The 20,371-nt window shown below is 54.8% G+C and carries 21 protein-coding genes; 10 read left to right on the forward strand and 11 right to left on the reverse strand.

All coding sequences use genetic code 11. The features are described from left to right. Position 1: 1 nt before the first annotated feature. Both ROO76_15310 and ROO76_15315 read left to right on the forward strand, forming a co-directional pair. Positions 2 to 523, forward strand: a complete 522-nt coding sequence (locus tag ROO76_15310) for a Fe-S-containing protein (GenBank protein MDT8069531.1) — start codon at positions 2 to 4, stop codon at positions 521 to 523. Between the two features lie 37 nt (positions 524 to 560). Further along, on the forward strand, positions 561 to 947 hold the full coding sequence (locus ROO76_15315) for a hypothetical protein (GenBank protein MDT8069532.1): 387 nt from the start codon (positions 561 to 563) through the stop codon (positions 945 to 947). A gap of 65 nt (positions 948 to 1,012) precedes the next feature. On the opposite strand, the gene ROO76_15320 is transcribed toward ROO76_15315, so the two are convergent. Next, entirely contained in the window at positions 1,013 to 1,693 is a 681-nt protein-coding gene (locus ROO76_15320) for a hypothetical protein (GenBank protein ID MDT8069533.1), read from the reverse strand. On the opposite strand from ROO76_15320, the gene ROO76_15325 reads away from it, so the two are divergent. The 7 genes from ROO76_15325 to ROO76_15355 all read left to right on the forward strand — a co-directional run bounded on the left by ROO76_15325 (position 1,643) and on the right by ROO76_15355 (position 7,022). After that, positions 1,643 to 2,788, forward strand: coding sequence for an ABC transporter permease (locus ROO76_15325; protein MDT8069534.1), 1,146 nt, complete (start codon positions 1,643 to 1,645; stop codon positions 2,786 to 2,788). The genes ROO76_15320 and ROO76_15325 overlap by 51 nt on opposite strands. A gap of 9 nt (positions 2,789 to 2,797) precedes the next feature. Next, complete coding sequence (locus tag ROO76_15330) at positions 2,798 to 3,538, forward strand: ABC transporter ATP-binding protein (GenBank protein MDT8069535.1); 741 nt, start codon at positions 2,798 to 2,800, stop codon at positions 3,536 to 3,538. 27 nt (positions 3,539 to 3,565) lie between these two features. Continuing rightward, the gene (locus ROO76_15335; GenBank protein ID MDT8069536.1) at positions 3,566 to 3,895 is read left to right on the forward strand and encodes a hypothetical protein; all 330 of its coding nucleotides are present in this window, start codon (positions 3,566 to 3,568) and stop codon (positions 3,893 to 3,895) included. An 18-nt stretch (positions 3,896 to 3,913) separates the two neighbouring features. Then, complete coding sequence (locus tag ROO76_15340; GenBank protein MDT8069537.1) at positions 3,914 to 4,558, forward strand: tetratricopeptide repeat protein; 645 nt, start codon at positions 3,914 to 3,916, stop codon at positions 4,556 to 4,558. A 493-nt stretch (positions 4,559 to 5,051) separates the two neighbouring features. Then, positions 5,052 to 5,540 (forward strand): hypothetical protein, encoded by a 489-nt coding sequence (locus tag ROO76_15345; GenBank protein MDT8069538.1) that lies wholly within the window; start codon positions 5,052 to 5,054, stop codon positions 5,538 to 5,540. 477 nt (positions 5,541 to 6,017) lie between these two features. Continuing rightward, positions 6,018 to 6,434, forward strand: coding sequence for a hypothetical protein (locus ROO76_15350; GenBank protein MDT8069539.1), 417 nt, complete (start codon positions 6,018 to 6,020; stop codon positions 6,432 to 6,434). Positions 6,435 to 6,809: 375 nt separating this feature from the next. Beyond that, on the forward strand, positions 6,810 to 7,022 hold the full coding sequence (locus ROO76_15355) for a hypothetical protein (GenBank protein MDT8069540.1): 213 nt from the start codon (positions 6,810 to 6,812) through the stop codon (positions 7,020 to 7,022). 776 nt (positions 7,023 to 7,798) lie between these two features. On the opposite strand, the gene ROO76_15360 is transcribed toward ROO76_15355, so the two are convergent. From ROO76_15360 to ROO76_15380, 5 genes are read right to left on the reverse strand one after another with little or no spacing between them, the layout of a single operon-like run. Beyond that, on the reverse strand, positions 7,799 to 8,236 hold the full coding sequence (locus ROO76_15360) for a hypothetical protein (protein MDT8069541.1): 438 nt from the start codon (positions 8,234 to 8,236) through the stop codon (positions 7,799 to 7,801). A 43-nt stretch (positions 8,237 to 8,279) separates the two neighbouring features. Then, on the reverse strand, positions 8,280 to 8,594 hold the full coding sequence (locus tag ROO76_15365; GenBank protein MDT8069542.1) for a hypothetical protein: 315 nt from the start codon (positions 8,592 to 8,594) through the stop codon (positions 8,280 to 8,282). A 17-nt stretch (positions 8,595 to 8,611) separates the two neighbouring features. Beyond that, entirely contained in the window at positions 8,612 to 9,211 is a 600-nt protein-coding gene (locus ROO76_15370; GenBank protein MDT8069543.1) for a c-type cytochrome, read from the reverse strand. Further along, entirely contained in the window at positions 9,208 to 10,833 is a 1,626-nt protein-coding gene (locus ROO76_15375) for a TolC family protein (GenBank protein ID MDT8069544.1), read from the reverse strand. The genes ROO76_15370 and ROO76_15375 overlap by 4 nt, the downstream gene beginning before the upstream one ends. A 9-nt stretch (positions 10,834 to 10,842) precedes the next feature. Next, the gene (locus ROO76_15380; GenBank protein ID MDT8069545.1) at positions 10,843 to 12,306 is read right to left on the reverse strand and encodes a copper oxidase; all 1,464 of its coding nucleotides are present in this window, start codon (positions 12,304 to 12,306) and stop codon (positions 10,843 to 10,845) included. 705 nt (positions 12,307 to 13,011) lie between these two features. On the opposite strand from ROO76_15380, the gene ROO76_15385 reads away from it, so the two are divergent. Next, a complete protein-coding gene (locus tag ROO76_15385) occupies positions 13,012 to 13,944 on the forward strand; it encodes a hypothetical protein (GenBank protein ID MDT8069546.1) in 933 nt (310 codons plus the stop codon). Positions 13,945 to 14,055: 111 nt separating this feature from the next. On the opposite strand, the gene ROO76_15390 is transcribed toward ROO76_15385, so the two are convergent. The 5 genes from ROO76_15390 to ROO76_15410 all read right to left on the reverse strand — a co-directional run bounded on the left by ROO76_15390 (position 14,056) and on the right by ROO76_15410 (position 20,046). Beyond that, positions 14,056 to 15,465, reverse strand: a complete 1,410-nt coding sequence (locus tag ROO76_15390; GenBank protein MDT8069547.1) for a DUF5666 domain-containing protein — start codon at positions 15,463 to 15,465, stop codon at positions 14,056 to 14,058. A gap of 107 nt (positions 15,466 to 15,572) precedes the next feature. Further along, the gene (locus tag ROO76_15395; GenBank protein ID MDT8069548.1) at positions 15,573 to 16,013 is read right to left on the reverse strand and encodes a hypothetical protein; all 441 of its coding nucleotides are present in this window, start codon (positions 16,011 to 16,013) and stop codon (positions 15,573 to 15,575) included. A 44-nt stretch (positions 16,014 to 16,057) separates the two neighbouring features. Further along, positions 16,058 to 16,753, reverse strand: coding sequence for a FecR domain-containing protein (locus tag ROO76_15400; protein ID MDT8069549.1), 696 nt, complete (start codon positions 16,751 to 16,753; stop codon positions 16,058 to 16,060). A gap of 72 nt (positions 16,754 to 16,825) precedes the next feature. Continuing rightward, positions 16,826 to 18,211 (reverse strand): sigma-54 dependent transcriptional regulator, encoded by a 1,386-nt coding sequence (locus ROO76_15405; protein MDT8069550.1) that lies wholly within the window; start codon positions 18,209 to 18,211, stop codon positions 16,826 to 16,828. Beyond that, positions 18,208 to 20,046, reverse strand: a complete 1,839-nt coding sequence (locus ROO76_15410; GenBank protein MDT8069551.1) for a CHASE2 domain-containing protein — start codon at positions 20,044 to 20,046, stop codon at positions 18,208 to 18,210. The genes ROO76_15405 and ROO76_15410 overlap by 4 nt, the downstream gene beginning before the upstream one ends. Positions 20,047 to 20,371: the final 325 nt, after the last annotated feature.

Consider the following 20,371-nt stretch of genomic DNA (forward strand, 5'->3'; position numbering starts at 1 on the left):
CATGACGCGCCGCTTGAGAGAAAAGACGATCGCCGGCAAATATGTCTTCTGGCCCTTATGGGCGCTCTGCGGCGTTCTGTTGCTGTCCCTGATGTACGTGTTCGTGCGTATCTATATCGACGAGCGGCCAAAGGGGTCGGACATCGCCGTTGTCGATATCCCAGAGACCCGTGAGATTCGATTGCAGACAGCAGACTTTCACCTGGGTGAACTACATCTGTTTCATGTCTCCGGAACCGGAATCATCCTCGCTGTGAAACGGCTTAAAGATTGGCGGGTTCATGCTGCCCTGTCAAGTTGCACGGTCTGCTCCCGCCAGGGCCATAACAGTTACGCAAAAAGGGACCAACTGTTTTGTGGAATCTGCAATCAGCCAATGCGATTTGAGAACGACACCGTTGCGGCAAGAACCGCAAAGAACCAGTGCCCTCTTCCCGAGGTGCCAATATCGGAACAAGGCGGAACCATTGTGATTGCAAGCAAGGATGTCTTGAGAATTGCAGATCGGGCTTTGATGAAGTGAAGCAGTGCAATCAAGGAAGGGAAAAAGGAGACAGTAGATGAACCCAAGAAGTGCAGTTCTGGTGTTGGTAGCTTCAGTTGTCCTGACCGGCTCAGTATGGGCCCAGCACGAACATCACCAGCCCGCCACGCAGCCTTCAGCGGAGTCACAGTCAGCTCCGTCAGAAGATATGATGTCCGCTTGTCATCACCACATGAGCGCGGCCCAGGAGACCTTGACGAAACTTGACACTGCGGTGACGGATGCTCAGCAGGCGAACACGCCGGCGAAGAAACAGGCGGCATTAGACGAGGTCCGCTCTCTGGTAGATCAGCTTAAGAAGCACATCAGCATGTGCCCCATGATGCAGTCTGAGGCGATGCAGGGTATGGATGAGATGAACTGCATGGGGAACGGGAAACAGAAGGACACGAAGGACAATTAAAGAATTCAGAGACGCGGAAAGTCCGCGTCTCCGTCTTACTCATTCTTATATCGGAGTTAAATATGTCACACCACAGTGAACAACGGCTGGCAAAACGCAAACAGTTCTCCAGCCGAAATCAAAACAACAGCTTCCGCTTGGCAATTGGAGCTGTTCTCGCGATTGCAGCGCTGGTAATCGGCTTCCTTGTGTTTGGGCAAAGCGGAAATGCCTCCAGCAAGGGGCGGCAGGTCGTTGCCGTTAATAACGAGGTCAGAATTCCTCTTTCCGAAGTCGGCGATGGGAACGCCAAGTTCTATCAGTACAAAGCCAACAACGATAAAGTTGTCCGCTTCTTCGTGATCAAGAGCTCCGATGGGGTTTACCGTGCCGCCGCAGACGCATGCGATGTCTGCTTCCGCGAAAAGAAGGGTTATCACCAGGAAGGTGACGACATGGTCTGCAATAACTGTGGCCGCCATTTCCCCTCCAAAGCAGTGAATGAGATTACCGGCGGATGCAATCCTGATGGAATACCTCGCACGATCCAGGGCAACGATCTCGTCATTCAAACCGCCGAACTCGAGCAGCGGATAGCTCTCTTTTAGGTTGCAATTCCTATGCGTATAAGCACGATTGCTTTTGCGAATCTGAACCGACGGCGCGGCAAGGCTTTGTTCCTTGTCTTGGGAATCGCAATCGGGGTAGGAACGGTAGTGGCGCTTGCCACGCTGACCCGTTCCATCCAGGACGAGATTGGTGGACAATTAGATCGTTTCGGCGCCAACATTCTCGTCCTTCCTCAATCCAACACGCTCTCGCTGGATTATGGCGGCGTCGCCGTGAGCGGTGTCGCGTTTGACCTGCATCAACTCACCAACGAGGACACAGATAGGATTCACCAAATACCCTATAAGGGACGTCTCAGCGCAGTTGCACCGAAAATCCTCAGTTTTGTTGATGTGAATGGCCAGAAGGTGATCCTCGCCGGCGTCGACTTCAAGAATGAGCTGAAACTGCACAGGTGGTGGCACATCGAGGGAGCTGCACCGAATGACGACTCGGATGTCCTTGTCGGTTTCGAGGCAGCAAAAGCCCTCGGATTGATCACCCCCGATGGAGGAAAAGCTGCTGCTGGTCAGGCGTCCGGAGTATCCCATCATGCCAATACCTCGGAAGATCAATTTCAATTGTCGGTCGATCAGGTGAGCATTGCAGGCAGTGAACACCACGTTTCAGGGGTGATCCACCCTAGCGGCGGGCCCGAAGACAAGATGATCTTCGGGAGACTCGTACATGTGCAGCAACTCTCGAAACGTGTGGGACAGATTGATGCCATCGAAGTTAGCGCACTATGCAAAGACTGTCCGATTGACGATATCGTCGCTCAGATTCGAGAGAAACTTCCTCACGCGAAAGTTTCCGCAATCCAGCAGGCAGTCAAGGCGCGCATGGAAATGGTGCAGCGTCTCTCTCGATTCTCGACCGTTGTTTCAATCGTGGTGCTTCTGATCGCCATGCTCATGGTACTTACCTCGATGACCGGGTCAGTTGTGGAGCGCACTCGAGAGTTTGGCGTCCTGCGTGCAATTGGTTTCCGGAAAGTGCACATCATCCATGGCCTGATCCTGGAGGTGCTGGCCATCAGCGCGTTCGGCGGACTCATTGGTTGGATGCTCGGGATCGGTGGAAGCTGGATTGCTATGCCTTACTTCACGGAAGTGACGTCGGCTCCTGAAATACGGCCAGCCGTTTTGGTGATTGCCGTGATCACATCCATCGCTGTCAGTGTTGCTGCCAGCCTATACCCCGTCGCTCGCGCCTCCCACATGGACCCGGCCGATGCGGTGCGTTCCATCTGAGAGTAGAAAATGGCATTCATAGAATTAGAGAACGTGACGAAGGCTTACGGTAACGGTGAGCAACACCGGGTAAATGTATTATCCAACGTCTCTGTGTCGATCGAAGAGGGGGAGTTTGTCTGCCTGATGGGGCCGTCAGGATCAGGGAAGAGCACATTGTTGACGATTCTAGGTGCGATGAATCATCCCTCAACGGGACGTGTTCTCATCGACGAAGTCGACGTTTATGGGCTTGGCGATGAGCGGCGGGCAGATTTTCGCCGGGAATACCTGGGCTTTGTGTTTCAGCAGCATCACCTGATGCCGTACCTGACGGCACTTGAAAACGCGATGCTTCCGCTAGCGACCGTAAAACTCAGCAACGCCGAGAAAAAGAAACGGGGCTTAGCGGTGCTGTCGCAAGTCGGTTTAACTGGGAAGGAAGACCGCCTTCCAAATCAGCTATCGGGTGGAGAGCAAGGAAGGGTCGCCATTGCCCGAGCTCTCGTCAATAATCCTCCAGTTATCCTCGCCGACGAGCCCACGGGAACTTTAGACAGCAAAACTGGCGAAGAAATCATGAATGTCTTCTTGCGCCTTAACAGCGAAGGGCAGACGATTTTCATGGTTACTCATAATTCCGACAACTCCGCCTCGGCGCACCGGGTACTGCACATCCGGGATGGAATGCTGGAAGAGGGACGGAGCCAAGCTGACCGAACACTTCTGGAGTTTTCTTGCCTGCGTCCGGAGCCAACACCGACAGCGTAAACAATTCACAAGATAGGAGACCAAATAATGAAGACAATCGCGACTAAAACTGCCTTAGCTCTCATAGTGCTCGTCCTTGCCGCCTTCCCGGCATTTGGGGCCGAGCAAACGGTTCAAGGAGTCGTGTCGGACTCCATGTGCGGCCGGAAACATATGATACCCGGCAAGACCGATGCAGAGTGCACGCGCCAATGCATCAAGGCGAAGAGCAAGTATGCGCTCGTCACTGCGGACAAGGTCTACACGTTGCAGGCGCCGCCGGCGGAACTAGACAAGCTAGCGGGCAAACATGTGCAGGTCACCGGTGAGGTCGAGGGCACCAGCCTGAAAGTCATAAAGATCACTGCCGCAAAATAACAGACGTAAGGAATCATTATGAGTCGTCATCACAGACATGTTGAAGAGCCACCCTCCGGGTACTGGACCCCTACGCAGTCATACGTACTGGCTACGATCACGCTGGTGGTTGGCCTATTTGTTGGCTACCTTGTGCGCGGCTCCGAAAGTCCGTCGTCGAATAATGCGGCCGGCTCGGTCTCCGCGGCGAGCGGCTCCAGTGGTTCGGAAGCCTTCACGCAACCAAAGGCTACGCCGGAGTTGACCGCTAAACTCGTTGAACCTTTGTTGAATGAGCTGAAGGTGCGGCCGAAGGATCCGCAGCTACTGAACAAGATTGGTAACGCCTACTACGACAACCAGGCGTATCCGAAGGCGATCGAATATTACGAGAAATCACTTGCAATCAAGCCTGACGATGCCGATGTTCGGACCGACATGGGTACAGCAATTTGGTACACGGGTGACGCCGATCGTGCTTTGAAAGAGTACCAGCGCTCCCTGGGCTATCAACCCAATCACGCCAACAGCCTATTCAACATGGGGATTGTGAAATGGCACGGGAAGAAGGATGCAAAGGGTGCCATCGAGGCCTGGAATAAGTTGCTCACGTCAAATCCGAACTATCCGGATCGGCAGCGCGTGCTCGAATTAATTCAGCAGCTTCAAACTGGAGGCGCATAGAACACCTCCACAAGCGTGCGCGTCGCTTGTCGATGCTTACGCGATGGACTGTACGAGTGTGCCGTGTGAATGAGGACGGCACGCTGTGCGTGGAGGCTGCCGTATAGCACGGCAGCCTTTCTAACAATCTGTATTTACATGTTCTGGCTCCGGTTTTCGGAAGTGTGTGGACGCATTCACTCATGTTCGCTACTCTTTTCCCGGGGAAAGAAGATGTCGGCCCTCATGCGCCATGATTGACGGCCTCGCTGAACATAAAGCCAGTCCGGAGGGCTGCAGACTTTGCCAGGTGCGAGAGTGCCCTAAATGGCGCAGTCAATGGACGAAAGCGGGCCGCTCCTAGGCCGCGCTATGGTAATCGGTTGATGAGCTAGCTATTACGGTGGCATTTACATGAGCTTGGTGACCGCTCTCAAGATCGAACCCGTGGCACGGTACGTGCGGATGTTTAGTGCAAGGTAGACGGATAGGGAAACTCCCGACGAGGTGCCCTATGGGCGGCAAACGAACTGAAACCGAACTTCGCGAGTTTTATGAGCAGTGGGCCAGTGTGGTAAGCACCTTCTGCCGGTTCTACCTGGGCAACGTGGAAGTGGCCGAGAACGCGGTGGCGCAAGGCTTTCTCGATTACTTCCGCTGCGGGTACCCGCTAAGGCTTGATCATCTGCCCACTGCTCTGATTTCGCTGACCCTGGAAGAGTGTGACCGAAGCGGAGGTGGGGCGGTCGAGGTGGACTCAGGGTTTGAAGCGGCCGTGCTCGGATTGCTGCCGGAGGAGCGCGCCGTATTCATCCTGCACGGAGTGCTTGACTTGCAGTTGCCATGGGTGGCAGTCGTTACCGGCACATCCTATCCAGGTGTGAGTCAGTTGTGGCTGCGTTCTCTCGTGCAGTTGCGCATGTTCATAGTCCATGACGGATGTTCGCGACTGTTTGCCGATGGCGGGCTTGAACCCGAGTCGTCGCGCGGGACGTCTGCATAAGACATAGATCGACCGCCATGTAACCAACCGAGAGAGAAACAGTTCTCGCGGGTAGATCGTCCGGGAAGTTGGACTTCCGGAGTAGCGGATCGAGTTAACACGCCTCGCCCCAGTTGTTCACGACGTAGGGAACACTGGTGTTCGTGATGACGTGTTCCTAAAATAAGCATGTTGTCCCAAGAGGAGTGCAATTACGTCCAACAGTACACCCCTCCGTACTCCTCCAATGTGCGAATTGAACCGCCAGCTGCCGCAATTCAGACACCGTTCCCCACGTGCAGCCTCCGTTCTATGGCTGATCTCGATGTAAATTCACGACTTACATCCATTCCAGGAATTCGTGAGCGTGGCAACTGCGTTGCAACCACAGAAGTGCGCGAATCTGATGTCCGCTGACCACGGGGAAACGGACCCAGAGCGAGATCACAGACGCAGATATTGGCGGTGAGGTCAGAAAGCATTCTCAGGGAGCAAGTTATGAAAACAGCAACGATCATCTCCACAGAAGCCCTGTTGGTTCTCTCTTTTGCGCTCGCGCTCCTGCTCTGGCCAGGCCCGGTTGCCGCACAGCCAGTGAACAGGATCAGCAAGAAGGAGCTGAAAGTACTTCTGGCTACGGCCAAGACGCCTTCAGAACATCGGAGGCTCGCCACCTTCTACCTACAGGAGGCACAACGATCAACCAAAAGGTCCAACTACCACAAGGAGATGTTAGCGCTGTACGGAAATAGCCCAGTGCCGTATGAGGGAAAGTTCCCCTATGGAACGGTAGGAAGATCCCATTGCCAAAAGTTCATTCAGTTCTACGCTGCACAAGCACAAGAAGCTGCGTCATTGGCTGCGCGCCATGAGGAGATGGCCAAGGCAGCCGAGCGCATGCAGCTGCGACCGTGACAACGGCAGGACGAATTCAGTCGTGAAGGAGTAAACGTCTGACGCCAGGATGATGACCATCGGAGAACTTAGCATCGCCCTCGAAACTATCCGCTCGCTGATGTCAGTGGATGAGATCACACGAGCGAAGTAAACACGGAGTCAGGAATCACGGTGTCCCTCTATAGAGGAGTAAGTCATGAAAAGCCCCTGGAACCAATGGAAGTACCGAAGTCGAGTCCGGCAGAGACTGAAAGATCTGTGTACGCCGGCAGGACCCGTTCAACAAAATCGCCCATATCAGCGCAGCGCTTTGCGGCCTGGTCGACGCTCAGAACCAGCTGAACTCCGCAACATCGAAAGCGCCGACCTGGGCCATGGAGTAGTTGCGGCCAGATGATTCTAGCCGTGCGGATTCGAGCGGCAATCGAGGAGATCGCGCCAACACCGGCCGTGGCTGCTCCGAAACAGAAACAACAGGCACTGAAAGTTGGGAAGAGAGGCGAGATCACTCTCACCAAGCCAACCAACGTGGACGCATGGTGTTACAGCCGGACACCTATGTCATTCAGCACCGGCACGTTTTCTAACAAGGGGTTGCTGAGGTAGCCCATTTGGGAAGGCGCACCATAAAAACGATCAGAATCCTTGCCACAATATTGTTGTTCATCACGGGGTCAGTCACATTGGCTCAGTATGGAGGGGCGCATTACAACCCCGCGGTGAATTGGCCGCGCTGGGCACGATTCGAAACTAGCTAGTTCTCAACGGGTTCACATGCTGAAGGCCATCGACTCTTCGTGTGCAGCGTTTGTGAGATGCAGGCCGATAGAGAGATTTCGCAGATCCTCGCCGACCAAATGGTTTCAGGGGGAACTCGTTCGCGTTGAGACTCCAAACATTTGCCCCTAGTAGGAAGAGCAACTCCATAGCCCTCTCGGCGACATGATGGCGGCTCATCAGCAGTTCCGACAAGCGCTGAGTTCGAAACTAGGAGAGGAGGCGAGGTATCGGACTGGTACGGTCCTGCGCCTCGTCCGTGAGGCGCGTCTGAACTTCGCCGCCATTCGACATCTACTCGCCCTGCTGCCTTGCTGGAAGATTCGGAATTGTGGCTTTGAAAAGAGGCAGCAATGTCTCATTATTAAAGATCCGACTGCGCCCTGCTGAACCAATCGCGTCTGCTCTTCCCTAGACGTACAAAACTGCTACAACTGTGCGGTGTATTGTTCGGCTCCTGCGGCTGAGAGCCTCAACGCGCTGCTTGTGCATTGATCACTTCTAGTTCGCAAACACACGTTGGTGCGGACGATCCGAATCGTTCGGAAGGTCGGCCAAGATGAAAGCGGCCACACCGCGGCCGCCCTCCACTTTGGACTTAACTCCTATTGAGGATTTGGAGTAGTTGATTGGCTTGGTTTCGATGATGGAGCATTTTTGTCATGCATCATGCCATGTCCCTTCATGTCGCCGTGATGCATTCCCTCTTTCATCATCATGCCCATGTGGGACTGCATGTGATTCATAAATTGGTCCCACATATCGGCGTTGTCGAGCAAAGCGGCCTTTGTGTTGGCATCCTGGACCTTCTCTGCATCTGACCTCATCTTTTCAACTCGCGACTTCATTTGCTGTATCTCGGCCTGCATCTCCTGCATGTGATCTTTCATGCCCTGCATGCCCTGCGACTTCTGGGTAGATCCCATCTGCATGTTAGGCGACATCCCTTTAGATTGATCGCCTGTTTGCTGTGACTGGGTGCTCTGTGCAAGCGTGAAGCTGCTCGCCAGCAAGATAACTCCGAGGGCAACATATATCTTCATTTCCATTCTCCTGATTGTGCTCTAGTCCATTTTAATCCATTCATCAATGTTGATGTCCTTGCGACGGTTTACCGAACTTGACGGTCTCTGCGAGAGCTTTGTTGCCGTGCACGTCGGCTTCGACTACTACTCGTTCTCCTGCTGCGAGGTCGCTTGCCTTGGCCGGCTGTCCACTTTTCAGGAATTTCGTGTGCGGTCCAATTTCGAACTTTCGTACGTCACCAGTCGTTGTCGTTATCACAATATGAGCCGAACTTAGTTCTTTGACGACACCCATAAATATCTGCGGCTTTCCATGGGCCATCGCAGCCAGTGATAAGGCTAGTACTACTGAAATCATTCGAATCGTGCGTTGCATCTTCTTCCCCCTCCTTGTCAGTGCTTGTGTGGAGCTGCAGTTTCTGAGCCGCTTAGAAAATCCTCTTCCTCTCTTTGATTCTTCTGCTCTTGCGGGCTCAACGGATTCCATCGCTTCATCTCACTTTCTTCTTTTTGAGTAAGCGATGGCAGATGGCGGATGAACTGGACGAGCTTCCAACTTTCTTCGTCGCTCAGATCTCCCGGTTTCCCCCACGCAGGCATTCCACTCATTCGAATGCCGTTCTGAATAATGTAGTAAAGTTCCCCGTCACTCAGGTTCTGTGTTTCGGCCGCCTTCATGTCCGGGGCTTTCGGATACAGGTTACGACCCATCTCCGTATCTCCCCGACCGTTGTTTGCGTGGCAGGTGGCGCAGTGATCGGCAAAGTGCTGCATCCCTTCACGGATCGCCGCGGGAGAGCGCGGGACTGGATCTTTCAGATTTCGGGCACCTGACGGAATCGCTAGCCTTCGAACTCGACGTGCCGTCCATGCCTCGATTGACGAAGGCTCGTCGCGAGCACTGAACCCATGGTGAATTAGGACCATCCCGTACACTGCTGCTCCGCCGAGCACAATAGCGATCGCCAAAGCTCCAATGGAGCGACGCTTCATTCGCTGCCTCCCGTTCCGCCGCTCGGCAGGTTTACTTGGGTAGCGGTGCTGCCGCTCGACCGCGGCGCACTGAGGCCGTCGGCATATAGGTAGTTCTGCAATTGCACAGCGCTGCTCCAGAGTTCGCCCAGCGCTCGAGCATAGTTCTCCTGCAGTTGGAAGTAGGTACGCTGCGAAATGATCACCTCCGGATATGCGGCGGCCATGTTTCGATACTTTTGCAGGTAGAGTTCGTATGCGCGTTGTGCGCGAGGAATCATCTGCATTCTGTATCGCTCCACCTCGAGCTTCTCCGTCGCATATCGTTGCAAGAAAGGCTGAGCTTGTTGTGCCAAGCTGAACTTAGTTCGGTCTATCTCTTGCCTTGCGCGCTCAAGTTCCAGCCTCGACGCTTCGACATTGCCTTGATTCCGATTGAATAGTGGAATCTGGATGCTAGCTGTCGCGAAGCCCTGTGCACCAACAGGTCGCATCGATTCAGGATCAAGTTCGCGATTCTGTTGAATACCTGCTCGCAACGTGAGGTCTGGGATTGCCTCACGTTTATCTCTGGAAAGAACAGCTTCCGCACGTTTCGCTTCCTGCTCGGCACGCTTGATGGCGGGACTTCGCTGGACCGCTGTATCCCCCCAATGCTCAATGTCGATTTCAGGAGGATGTTCCAGGTCACCGTCGAGGAATGTGAGTGGGAGACCGGGTTGGCCTGAAATCACCGCGAGGGTATTGAAAGCCTGGATGTATTCGCGCTGAGCGCGGACAAAATCCAGCTTTGCTTGTTCAGCTTCGACTTCCGTTTGCAGAATGTCAGGAGCGTCTGCTTGCCCGACATTTGCGAGCTGGTGGGCGGTTGCGGCGGCATCTAGGGCAATTTGCAGCAGCCGCTGGCGGACTTCGACTGTTCTTTGAGCCGCAAGTGCTTGATAGAATCGGACTCGAACGCCACCCAGCACGTTAAGTCTTTGCTCTTCGATGCCAAGGTTATCAGCCCTGCGCTGTTGTTCGAATACTTCCTTGCGACGCCGAAGCTTTCCGCCGAGTACGATGTTCTGCTGGACAAAACCTCCTTGCTCACCTCCTCGATATGAGCCACCGCGGATTTGCTCGCCCTGATATCCGATTGACGGGTTCGGCCAGAGACCGGCTTGTCGAGCCAGCGCAGATGATTCGCCGGCGATCGCCTGCGCCTGTTTCATCGTTGGATTGTTCTTCAGTGCGAGTTGTTCGAAATCGTCAAGCTTCTTTACTTCCGCCTTTCGCGCACCCGCTAAGAGATCTGGAACTGGAAGTTCGTCCCCGGTTTTCATATTGGGGTTTTCCTGTTCCTGCAACCCGATTATCTGGGATGGAGTGGTCTCAGGCGAGTGCATCTCCATGTTTTCCATCTTCATTTCATGTTGCGGCATAGCCTGTTGCTGCTGTTCGATCGTCGGCAGTGCCCCTTGTGGAGTCTGCATCCCGGGTGCCCCCAGGGGGCCGGGTTGGGTCGCTTGTTGTTGGGCCGGTTGTTGTTTCTGCTGAGGTGGCATGTGCATGCCAGGCATCGAACTCTGGTGCTCTTGCGCAGTTGCTCCCATTGAAAGGAGCAGCGCGAATGAGAATGCGATCGCTTGCTTGATTGTCATTGGCATCTCCTAGTTAGGGTGCTGCATGTTCGGGATGTCATGCATGTCCTTGCCCGGCTTCTTTCCACGACGGACACGTTCCATCACGTCGTCGTACTGGACTGGCGGGAGGACACGAACCAGGGTCATCATGCCTTGCATAAACCCGCTCCAACCGCGAGGCAGTCCATAGGTTTCGGGTTTGTCGACCATCTCATCCATCGCCATCATCGGGCCCTCCATGTACGCGTCCTGCGGGAACCCGGGAACAGAATCCGCATTGGGCGCAATATCGCCGTTCATCGCTCCCATGTTCTGCATGGAGTTCTGCTGCGAGATGGGCCCATTACTCTTCGGAAAATCTCGGGTAGAACCGAAGCCCATTCCACGACCCAGACTGGGGCCGTAATCTTCTCCAGTCGGAACCGTCGGCTCGCCGGTTAACATGCCCATTCCGTTCTCCATGTTCACTCCGGCGGGAATACCGCTTCCGACACGCGTCATCAGCCCGACGTTCGAAGACATCTGGTTCATCATGTGGTGCGGGAGATGACAGTGCAGCATCCAGTTACCAGGGTTGTTGGCAACAAATTCGAAATCGCGTGCTTGGGCTACGCCTACAAGTTCGGTGTTTCCCGGGATCCACGCTGATTCGGGAATTCGACCACCTTCTGTCCCGGTGATTTGGAACGTGTGCCCGTGTAAATGGATCGGGTGATGGTCCATGCCGATGTTCACGAGGCGGACCCGGACTCTGTCGCCGAGCTTGACGATCAATGGAGTTGTGGCTGGACCTGCTTTGCCGTTGAGAACCAACCAATTGAATTCCATGTTCATGGAGTTCGGTACCACGTTGTTAGGAAGGACCGCGTATTCCTGCAGGATGATCAGGAAGTCTTTATCGACCGACGGCCGATACGGCGCCTTGGGGTGCATGATGAAGCCGCCAAGCATTCCCATCATCTCCTGCATCGCCATGTGCGAGTGATAGAAGTACGTCCCTTCCTGATGCAGTGTGAACTCGTATATGAATCGGCCACCCGGCTTGATCGGGAGCTGGCTGATACCAGGTGCGCCATCCATGTTGTTGGGTATCTCGAACCCGTGCCAATGCATGGAAGTTGGTTCCGGCAAGTGGTTATCAACGATGATTCGGACCCGGTCGCCTTGATTGATTTGGATTGTCGGCCCAGGAGCACTACCGTTGAAGCCCCACAGGATTAGTGTCTTGTTAGGAGCGACTTGCTGCTTCACCGGTTCTGCAATCAGGTGGAAGACTTTGACGCCGTTGTCGACCGTAAACGACAGGTCGGGCACGTCCGGAGTCTGTACCGGCACGTTCATGCTTCGATCGGTGCGTACCGCAGGCTCGTGCCGAGCATGTTCGGCGCTGGCTGAACTTCGACGCTGTTGCGCATTTAAGATCGCCGGCGCAGCCATGATGCTGGCTGACGCTCCGAAGACGTTCTTCAGAAAGTCACGACGGTTCTTCATTCGTACCTCGAACCAACAAGATTTTGTAAGTAAGGTCGGCGCGTGCGGATGGGCACACGATGGCACTGCCGTAAGGAGGGTAGGCTAGACTCGAAGAATTGCCGAAGCGGCCGGCACGGTTCCCGGGGGACCATGTGAGGGAAATACAGAAACCTGATCGTTGTCCGGCGTTTCAGCGTGTCTCGATGAAGCCGCTGGAAGATCCACTGCAACGTCAATCATCCGCTTGGCTGCCGCGCTGGACTGGCTATCTAGCGTAAAACACAACGAGCCTGCAGACGAACAATCATGATGGTCGGATGAGGCGTGCAGAACGGTTATAGCCTCGTTCGCAAAATCATTGTGGGTGTGGTGCGCGTGCGCCAATTCAGAATGAACGGAAGATTCCTCGTCAATGCGGTCAGCGTGCATTGATTCGGAAGCACACATGTATTCGCATATCAGACCTCCCGCATCGCCGGCGGCCAAAACGATGCCAACGGCCAGCAGAAGAACGATTGCGCTTCGAGACAGTCTCACCACAACTCACCCGTTAGTTGGTTCATTATAGATGCATTCTCCTTCCACTTGGCTGCACGGAAAGCATTATCGGGTTAGTTGATAGGCCATAAAAGGGACGTGAGCAATGGCTATCAGATCTACCACTCGTCGGTCTGGTAATCTAGTTCAGCCAGCAAACTCTGCCTCGTCACCAACTATCGAATTGTGAAAGAACTGAAAACAATGAAGAGAAGCACGAAGGGCCTCCTCTCTATTTTGGTTTTCCTGTTCGGCGGCCGTGCCGTTCTTGAAGCGCAGATGGATCCTTATTTCACCGCATTCAATCATCCGGTTCCGCAGGACACGATGATGGTCATGGCGCTGTCGGATTTCCAGTCCGCGCGTTCCACCAATGATTTCTTCACCGGCATGGGGATGGTGGAGTACGGCCTAACCTCCCGCTGGACAGCGGGATTTATGGTCGAGGGACAGCAAATCTTCGGATTGCCCACCACCTACGGTGGGCTGAGGGTCAATAGTTACATTCGCGTTTTCCCACACGACCACCTGCTGAATTTCACCTTGTATGGCGAGTACGAAGGCCTCAATGAAGCTAGCTTGTACAAAATGGAGGTCTCCGGATTCGGCGGCGAAGATTTGAGTGGGCCTCTGGAAACGGCTCGGCACACTCCTGCCCGCACTTTTGAACAGCGGGCAATCATGTATCACGATTGGGGACGGAATAACCTAACCTTCAATTTCATTAACGAAACGGGTCTGGAAAACGGCGGGAACGACTTCGGATATGCCTGGGGAGCATTTCGGGGGGCGAACTATATGTCAATGAAGTCAGACAAAGACATGGCAGGAATGGCGGACATGCCGAAAGAGAAAGTGCCTCATGTGTTCTCGTTGCAACGCCTGGGATATGGGCTCGAAATGATGGGGGCGCTTGGCAACACGGATCAGTTCGGCTTCGACTGGCAACGCCAGCAGCACTATGTGGGTCCCGTTTTTAGCTATTCCGTAGCGAAGCACTGGACTGTTCAGGTCGAACCGACATTTGGGCTTTCCGATGTAAGCGACCCGTTCGTGCTGCGCATGGGGGTTGGCTATTCAATCGACCATCTTCTACACCGGCACCCATCGACTTCGTAAGTGATCGGCTTGGCCTTTTCCCGGCGGGGTTGCCGCTAGCGCTCGCCAAATACTCATAGTTGCAACAGTCATGGGCTGCCCTTGAGCAGCCCATGCGCGTTGTTGTCGAAGTTAGGAACCAACGATCCAAGTGGAGACCATTTTGAATGTGCCGGAGTCATAGTACAGAAGTCCACGCACTCCCACCTGATTGCCATTGGCGATCGCCGAGAGATTGTGCATTTGCGTTCCGTTCTGCTTGTAAACGGTGATCGTTGATATGCCAGTCAGGGTGGTAAAGGCAGAATCCATTGGAAGCGTTAATGTGAACGTTGCCTGAGATCCATTGGCAGTGTAATTCGACACGGTCCCGTGCAGGCCTTGCTGTTCCAGCAGAACCTGGCTTGCATTGATGGTGCCGAACGAAGTGCCTCCACCCATCATGCCGCCACCGCCCATCATACTGCCGCCGCTCACAACATCGACCTTCTGACCTTTGGTGATGCTGGTATTGTCAAAGGTCGGCGTGAACGGTAGATTCGCCAGATCAACGTCATCGGAGTCCGCGGAATACGGAGTGCTGCTTGAGACGTTGACCGTGATCTGGCCTGAGATCGCAGACATCATCATTCCGCCGCCGATGCCGTTGCTCGCCACAATGGTGAGCTGGGTCGGTGGATTGCCTGTGATCCCTGTGACAATACCCCCGCCCATCATGCCGCCGGAACTACCCCACATCGACTGAACGTGTTGTGCGAGCAGGCTTCCATCCGCTTGAGTGATCGCATCGACGCTGACGATCATCCCGTTTGACATCATGCCCATGCCGCTCATTCCGTCGAACTGAGTGCTGCCGTTCGTCGCGAATGTTGCCGACTGCAGACCCATCATCATGTTCATTGTGAACTGGGAGCCGGATGCACTCGACACTGAGCCGACCATGTGCTGCATATATCCCTGCCACGGGTTCTGTCCCGTTCCCAGGGCGCCCATCATCCCAGTGAACATCGGCGTGATGGTGACATTGCCGTTGCTGATAGAAACCGACGAGCCCATGTTCATGTCGAAATTGAGCGAAGAAGGCGTGGAGCCCACGGTCATCGCAGGGTTGAAATTCACGGTTCCGGTGAACGGACCTGCCATCGTCTTTTGTACGTACTGATGCGTAGCAGGGTCCATGTAGCCCATTTGAATGGACGAGATGCTGATGGTTGCACTGGTGTAAATCCCCTGTGGCACCTTCATGACCGAAACTGGCTGCACCGTTCCCATGAGTCGCATCATTTCCATCTGGGTTGGTGACGTCAACATGCTGATGCCAGAGCCATTGCTGTTGGTCAGCATGATGGAATTCACGGTCATCCCGAATGTAGTCATCCAGTCGGCCGGTGAATCGCCCAAACCTACCTGAACGGTAGTGCCTGGCGTCGAGGGTGGAAGTGAACTGGTCGAGCTGCTGCTGCCACCACCGCACGCGACCAGTGTCAGTGCCAGCGCGAATAAGGCGAGAATGAGAATTGCATTCCTTTGAGAAACGAACATTTGTATCTCCTGACACCGGCTGCTCCGGCGTTATCTCAACTTGACCACTACCCCAGCTCGCCAGGGCTTACGCCAGATAAGCTGGGGTTTGAAGTGGAGTAGTCAGTTCACTGTTGCTGATTTCCGCCGAAGAAGCGCTGCTTCAACCTGGAGCCAAATCCTCGTATCCGGTTCCTGTTTTGCGAGGTTCCACGTGAGTGCGTTGCCTGCGACTGTCTATTGGTGCCGCCGTAGTTGCCAGGACCACCTACTTGCCCCTGTCCCCTACTTCCGGAGTTACTTCGAGAACCGATTCCTTGCCCCTGATTCATCGTTCCCCAACCGCCATTGGATCCCATGCCCGGTCCCTGGCCCATTGAGCCCCAACCGCCGGATCCCATTCCAGTTCCTTGGCCCATGTTGCCGTGACCCATACCGGCTCCCATGCCACGTCCGGAGCCCATGTTTCCGCCACCGCGCGTGCCGCCACGGCCCATCTGCGCCACACCGAAGATCGGGAACGCCGCTAACAACAAGAAAATCACTGAGAACTTTGCCATTGATTTCATAACTTCACCTCGAATGAAAATGCGAGGCTTGTGACTCGAACTCACTACGGCTTCGGCCCCATGGTGCCCCGGGAACCCATGCCGCCAGTCGACCGCGTACCCATCCCCTGACCCATTCCTGACATTCCAGACATGCCTGAACCCATCATTCCGGGCATCATCTGGTTCATCATCTGAGGCTGGGTTGGCTGCTGGCCGCGCCGCACCGAGACCATGTATCCGGGCTTCACCATGACTTCATCTTCGGGATGCAGCAGATTGGCCACGCTGACGAGGCCTTTATCGACTCCTACCTGCGTGTCCCCGTCCTGGTTGACGGCGACATGGAAGATGGTTCCCCGGACCGCGATGATCGCGGTTGGTGTGGTCATGGATTTGGGGTTCGGCCTGCCGCTTAACTTTTCTATCTGCACTCGCACGTTTCCGAGCAATAAGTTCAGGAATTCTTTGAAATTGCCGGTGCCCGGACGAAGAACTACGTGAGAATTCGGATAGATTTGGACGGTGCTGCCGTCAGGCATGCGCAAGTTTGCCGAGGACTTTCGATCCGTGAGGATTTCATCCCCCACTTGAACCGCATCGCTATTGTGCAGAAGCGCAGGCGCCGCCTGGCCGCGCACAAGGCTAACCTTCCCCTTCACCTTTTCCATTTGCCCGGTCACTGCGTTCTGCGCCCACGTCGGCACAGTCGCTAGTAGCAGGACAACTAGAGCAGCGAATTTGAAGTGAGTTCGAGTCACATTAGCCTCGCTTTCCGTAAATGCAATCCGGCAACCAACCTGGTGGTCATGGAAGTTGCTGAAAACACACTCTTAGTCTTTTTCTTCATCGTGCGGCTTCTGCGTTTCGGGCACACCGTTGTGCCCTTCGTGCGCGAGACCCCAGCGTTCCAACTTCTTGTATAGAGTGCGGCGTTGAATGCCAAGACGTTCGGCCGCGAGCGTTCGATTTCCTCCGCTCAAGCGAAGCGCTTCCACTACGTGCTCCCTTTCCGCATCTTCCAGCGTTTCCGGGCTTCTTGTTGTCGCGTGCTCTGCGGGTGGGGGAATCAATGCTTGGCGCACATCCGCTTCTCCAAGAGGACCGGGTGAAGACATAGCGACCATCCTTTCAATCGCATTCTTCAATTCCCGGACATTCCCTGGCCACTCGTGTCGTTCCAGCGTCCTCACGGCTTCTGGTTCAAGCCATACGTTCCTGCTCTGCTTTTTGTTGGCGTCAGCGAGGAAACGATTCGCTAACAGCGATATATCCTGCTTTCGCTCGCGCAGTGCTGGGACTGAAATGTTGAGAACATTAAGTCGATGATAGAGGTCAGAGCGAAATTCACCTCGCACTACCATCTCTTCCAGCGGTCGGTGAGTGGCTGCAAGGATTCGTACGGCTGTCTTCTTGGGCATGGTGGCACCGACTGCCCGGTACTCCTTTGCTTCAAGGAACCGGAGTAATTTCGCCTGGAAGGAAATCGGTATCTCGCCAATCTCGTCCAGGAATACAGTGCCACCACGAGCTTGTTCAATGATCCCTGCCCGGTCTTTTTCCGCGCTGGTAAACGCTCCCCTGGTAGCGCCGAAAAGTTCGCTCTCCCAGAGATTCTCGGGGATCGCGGCGCAATCGACGGGGACAAACGGTTGCTGAGCGCGATCACTTACCGTGTGAATGGCACGAGCTACCAGCTCTTTTCCGCTGCCTGTTTCCCCTCGGATCAAGGCCGTGGCGTCCGAGCGAGCCGCGCGAGCAATGTTCTTGTACAGCTCAACCATGACGGGAGATATGCCTACCAGTTCCCCGTCAGGCTCGGTATCAGGAACGTGCGTTTCTTCGATCCGAAGCGATTTTTCCGCTCTCTCCAGGACCGTCAAGAGATTACCGAGATCGATTGGCTTGGGAAGATAATCAAACACGCCTCCGGCTTCGGCTTCTACCGTTGTTCGTACCGAGCCCTTGGCGGTCATGAGGATTACTGCGCAATTCGAGCTCGTCTGTCTCGCAGCTTTCAGGATGTCAAGCCCAGTCACGCGGTCAATGTAGATGTCAGTCAGAACCAGCGGGAACTGCACTGCGGAGGCGAGACGCAAGCCCTCCTCACCGCTGTTGGCCACCGTCACCGCGTAGCCCTTGGCTTCCAGATACGTAGCAATGGAAAAGGTTATCCCCTCGTCGTCATCGACTAACAACACCGGCGGCTTTGCGTTCATCGATCTACCTCGCGCGGCAAAGAAACACTGAAGATGGAGCCTTCTCCTGGCTGGCTTTCTACTTCGATTTTTCCCCCGTGCTGCGTCACGATTTCCTTTACCAGCGCCAAACCGACCCCTGAGCCAGACCCGCGGTTATCCTGGTGTTTCTTGGTGCGGTAGAAACGCTCGAAAATCCGGCTTTGTTCGGCCGGTTCGATCCCGCATCCGTGATCAACTACGAGCAAAGTGACAGTTTTTGGATCTGACCGCACCGTGATTCGGATCGACGATCCGTTGGGGCTGTACTTGATTGCATTAACGATCAGGTTGTAGACCGCAAATTGGAGCAGTTCCGCATCTCCCGGAATAGTTACACTCTCGAAATCCTGCTCGATCCCGATGTTCTTCTTCAACGCCAGCAAGCCCGCACGCTCGGTCGCTTCGGCCGCCAAGACAGAAAGCTCGACCTTTTGCGTCTGCAGCTTCAGAGCTCCGGCCGAAATACGTTCCACATCCAGGAAGGTGGTAACGATGCCCGAGAGTCGCCCAGCTTCTTTGTGAATTCGCTGGGCGATCTCTTCCTTCTTGTGCTCGGGAACATCTGTATCCGTAATGAGTTGGCTGGAGGCGTGAATTGCAGTGAGCGGAGTCTTGATCTCGTGTGCGACCGCCTGCAAACGGAATGCATAGTCTTTTCGACCTTCAATAGCATCGCCGAGCTGACGACGAATAAATCGCGTCTGTCCCAGGAAGCAAACCAGCGAAGCGGATATGTGCGTAACGAGTCCAGATGCGAAAGGGATGATGACGCCCGTTCGCAGCATCCAGTAGGAGAACGCGGGGATGGCTATGATCCCGGCGACGGCAACTGACCCCAGAAGACGTCCGTTCTGCCACCATCCGAAAGCCGCGACCAGAGCAACAATGGTCAGCAGAAATGCAAACTCGGAGATCGGCCCAAGAGGTGATAGGTAGGTGCCGTCAAGCAGCGTGCTTAGAATGTTGGCGTGAATCTCAATACCGCTCATGCCGACGCCGGTCGAAAATGGCGTGAAAATACGGTCTCCCGCCCCTTGGGCAGTCACACCTAGGATGACCACTTTCCCAGCAAAGTCAGACAACGGCACCCGCCCTTCCAGAACGCTCGCGACAGAGACGCGCGGAAACGCTCCTTCGGGCCCGTGATAGTGAATCCAAAGCAAACGACCATTGGACTGAGGGGTAGGCACAATCCGATCGCCTACCACCACACGTTTGGAATACTCCACCGGGGGGACCTGCGCTCCAAGCGCAGCTCGAAATGCCTCAAAGCCCAGAGCCCAATATCGATTCTCTCCATTTGCCTTGGCGAGTAATAACGAGCGGGCAATACCATCACGATCGGGTTCTAAATGGACGTGCCCGATCGCGTACGCCTGGGATTCGAATTCAGGAAGAGGCGTTATCCATCGGGACTCCTTGCCATCCGGCGCCGGCTCCAAGGCCGCTGCGAGCACCACTTTAGGAAAGCGTCCCAGTGCATCGGCTAAGCTGGCGTCCGATTTCTGCTGAGTACGTTCCGAAAGGAGAACGTCAACAACCAGCACATTCGGTTTCGCACTAGCGACCCGATTGAGGGCTTCCGCAAGAACCACTCGATTCAATGGAAGGGGACCGTACCGGCTGACAGTCTCCTCGTCGACTGCGAGTAGGATGACATCCTTTTGAGCCAAGCTGTGCCGCGCCGGACTCAGCCGCAGCAGCATATCGTAGGCCGAAGCATCACCCGCCTCTACCAAGCCGTTCCATGCCAGCAATGGCAGAGCTAACAGCGCGAGCAGAGCAACAACCACGACGAGGAGTTTGCGACTCACAACAGGGACGTCCTTTTGCAGCTGCCATCCGTCTGGATTTCCTTGGCCATATTCCTAGGCGGACAAATGGTGGCACCCAAGAAAGCAATGCTTACTTGTACCAGCTCTGTCACAAACGATAAGTGATACCTGTCACAGCTGCGCTAACACCCACCAATGTGGGGGATTGTCGCATTCGTATGGGACCGGCAGGACGCAAGGCCCTCATTGCGCCAAAAGAGAAAGTGCGAGAGCTATTCGTTGTGGGGAGTATCGGACGAAACTGATCCACCGCTTATAGCTAAGGTGAGATCGTCCTTCGATCATAGAGCAAAGGTTCTCCGGG

The organism is Terriglobia bacterium (genome assembly GCA_032252755.1).
Classification (GTDB): Bacteria; Acidobacteriota; Terriglobia; order Terriglobales; family Acidobacteriaceae; genus JAVUPY01.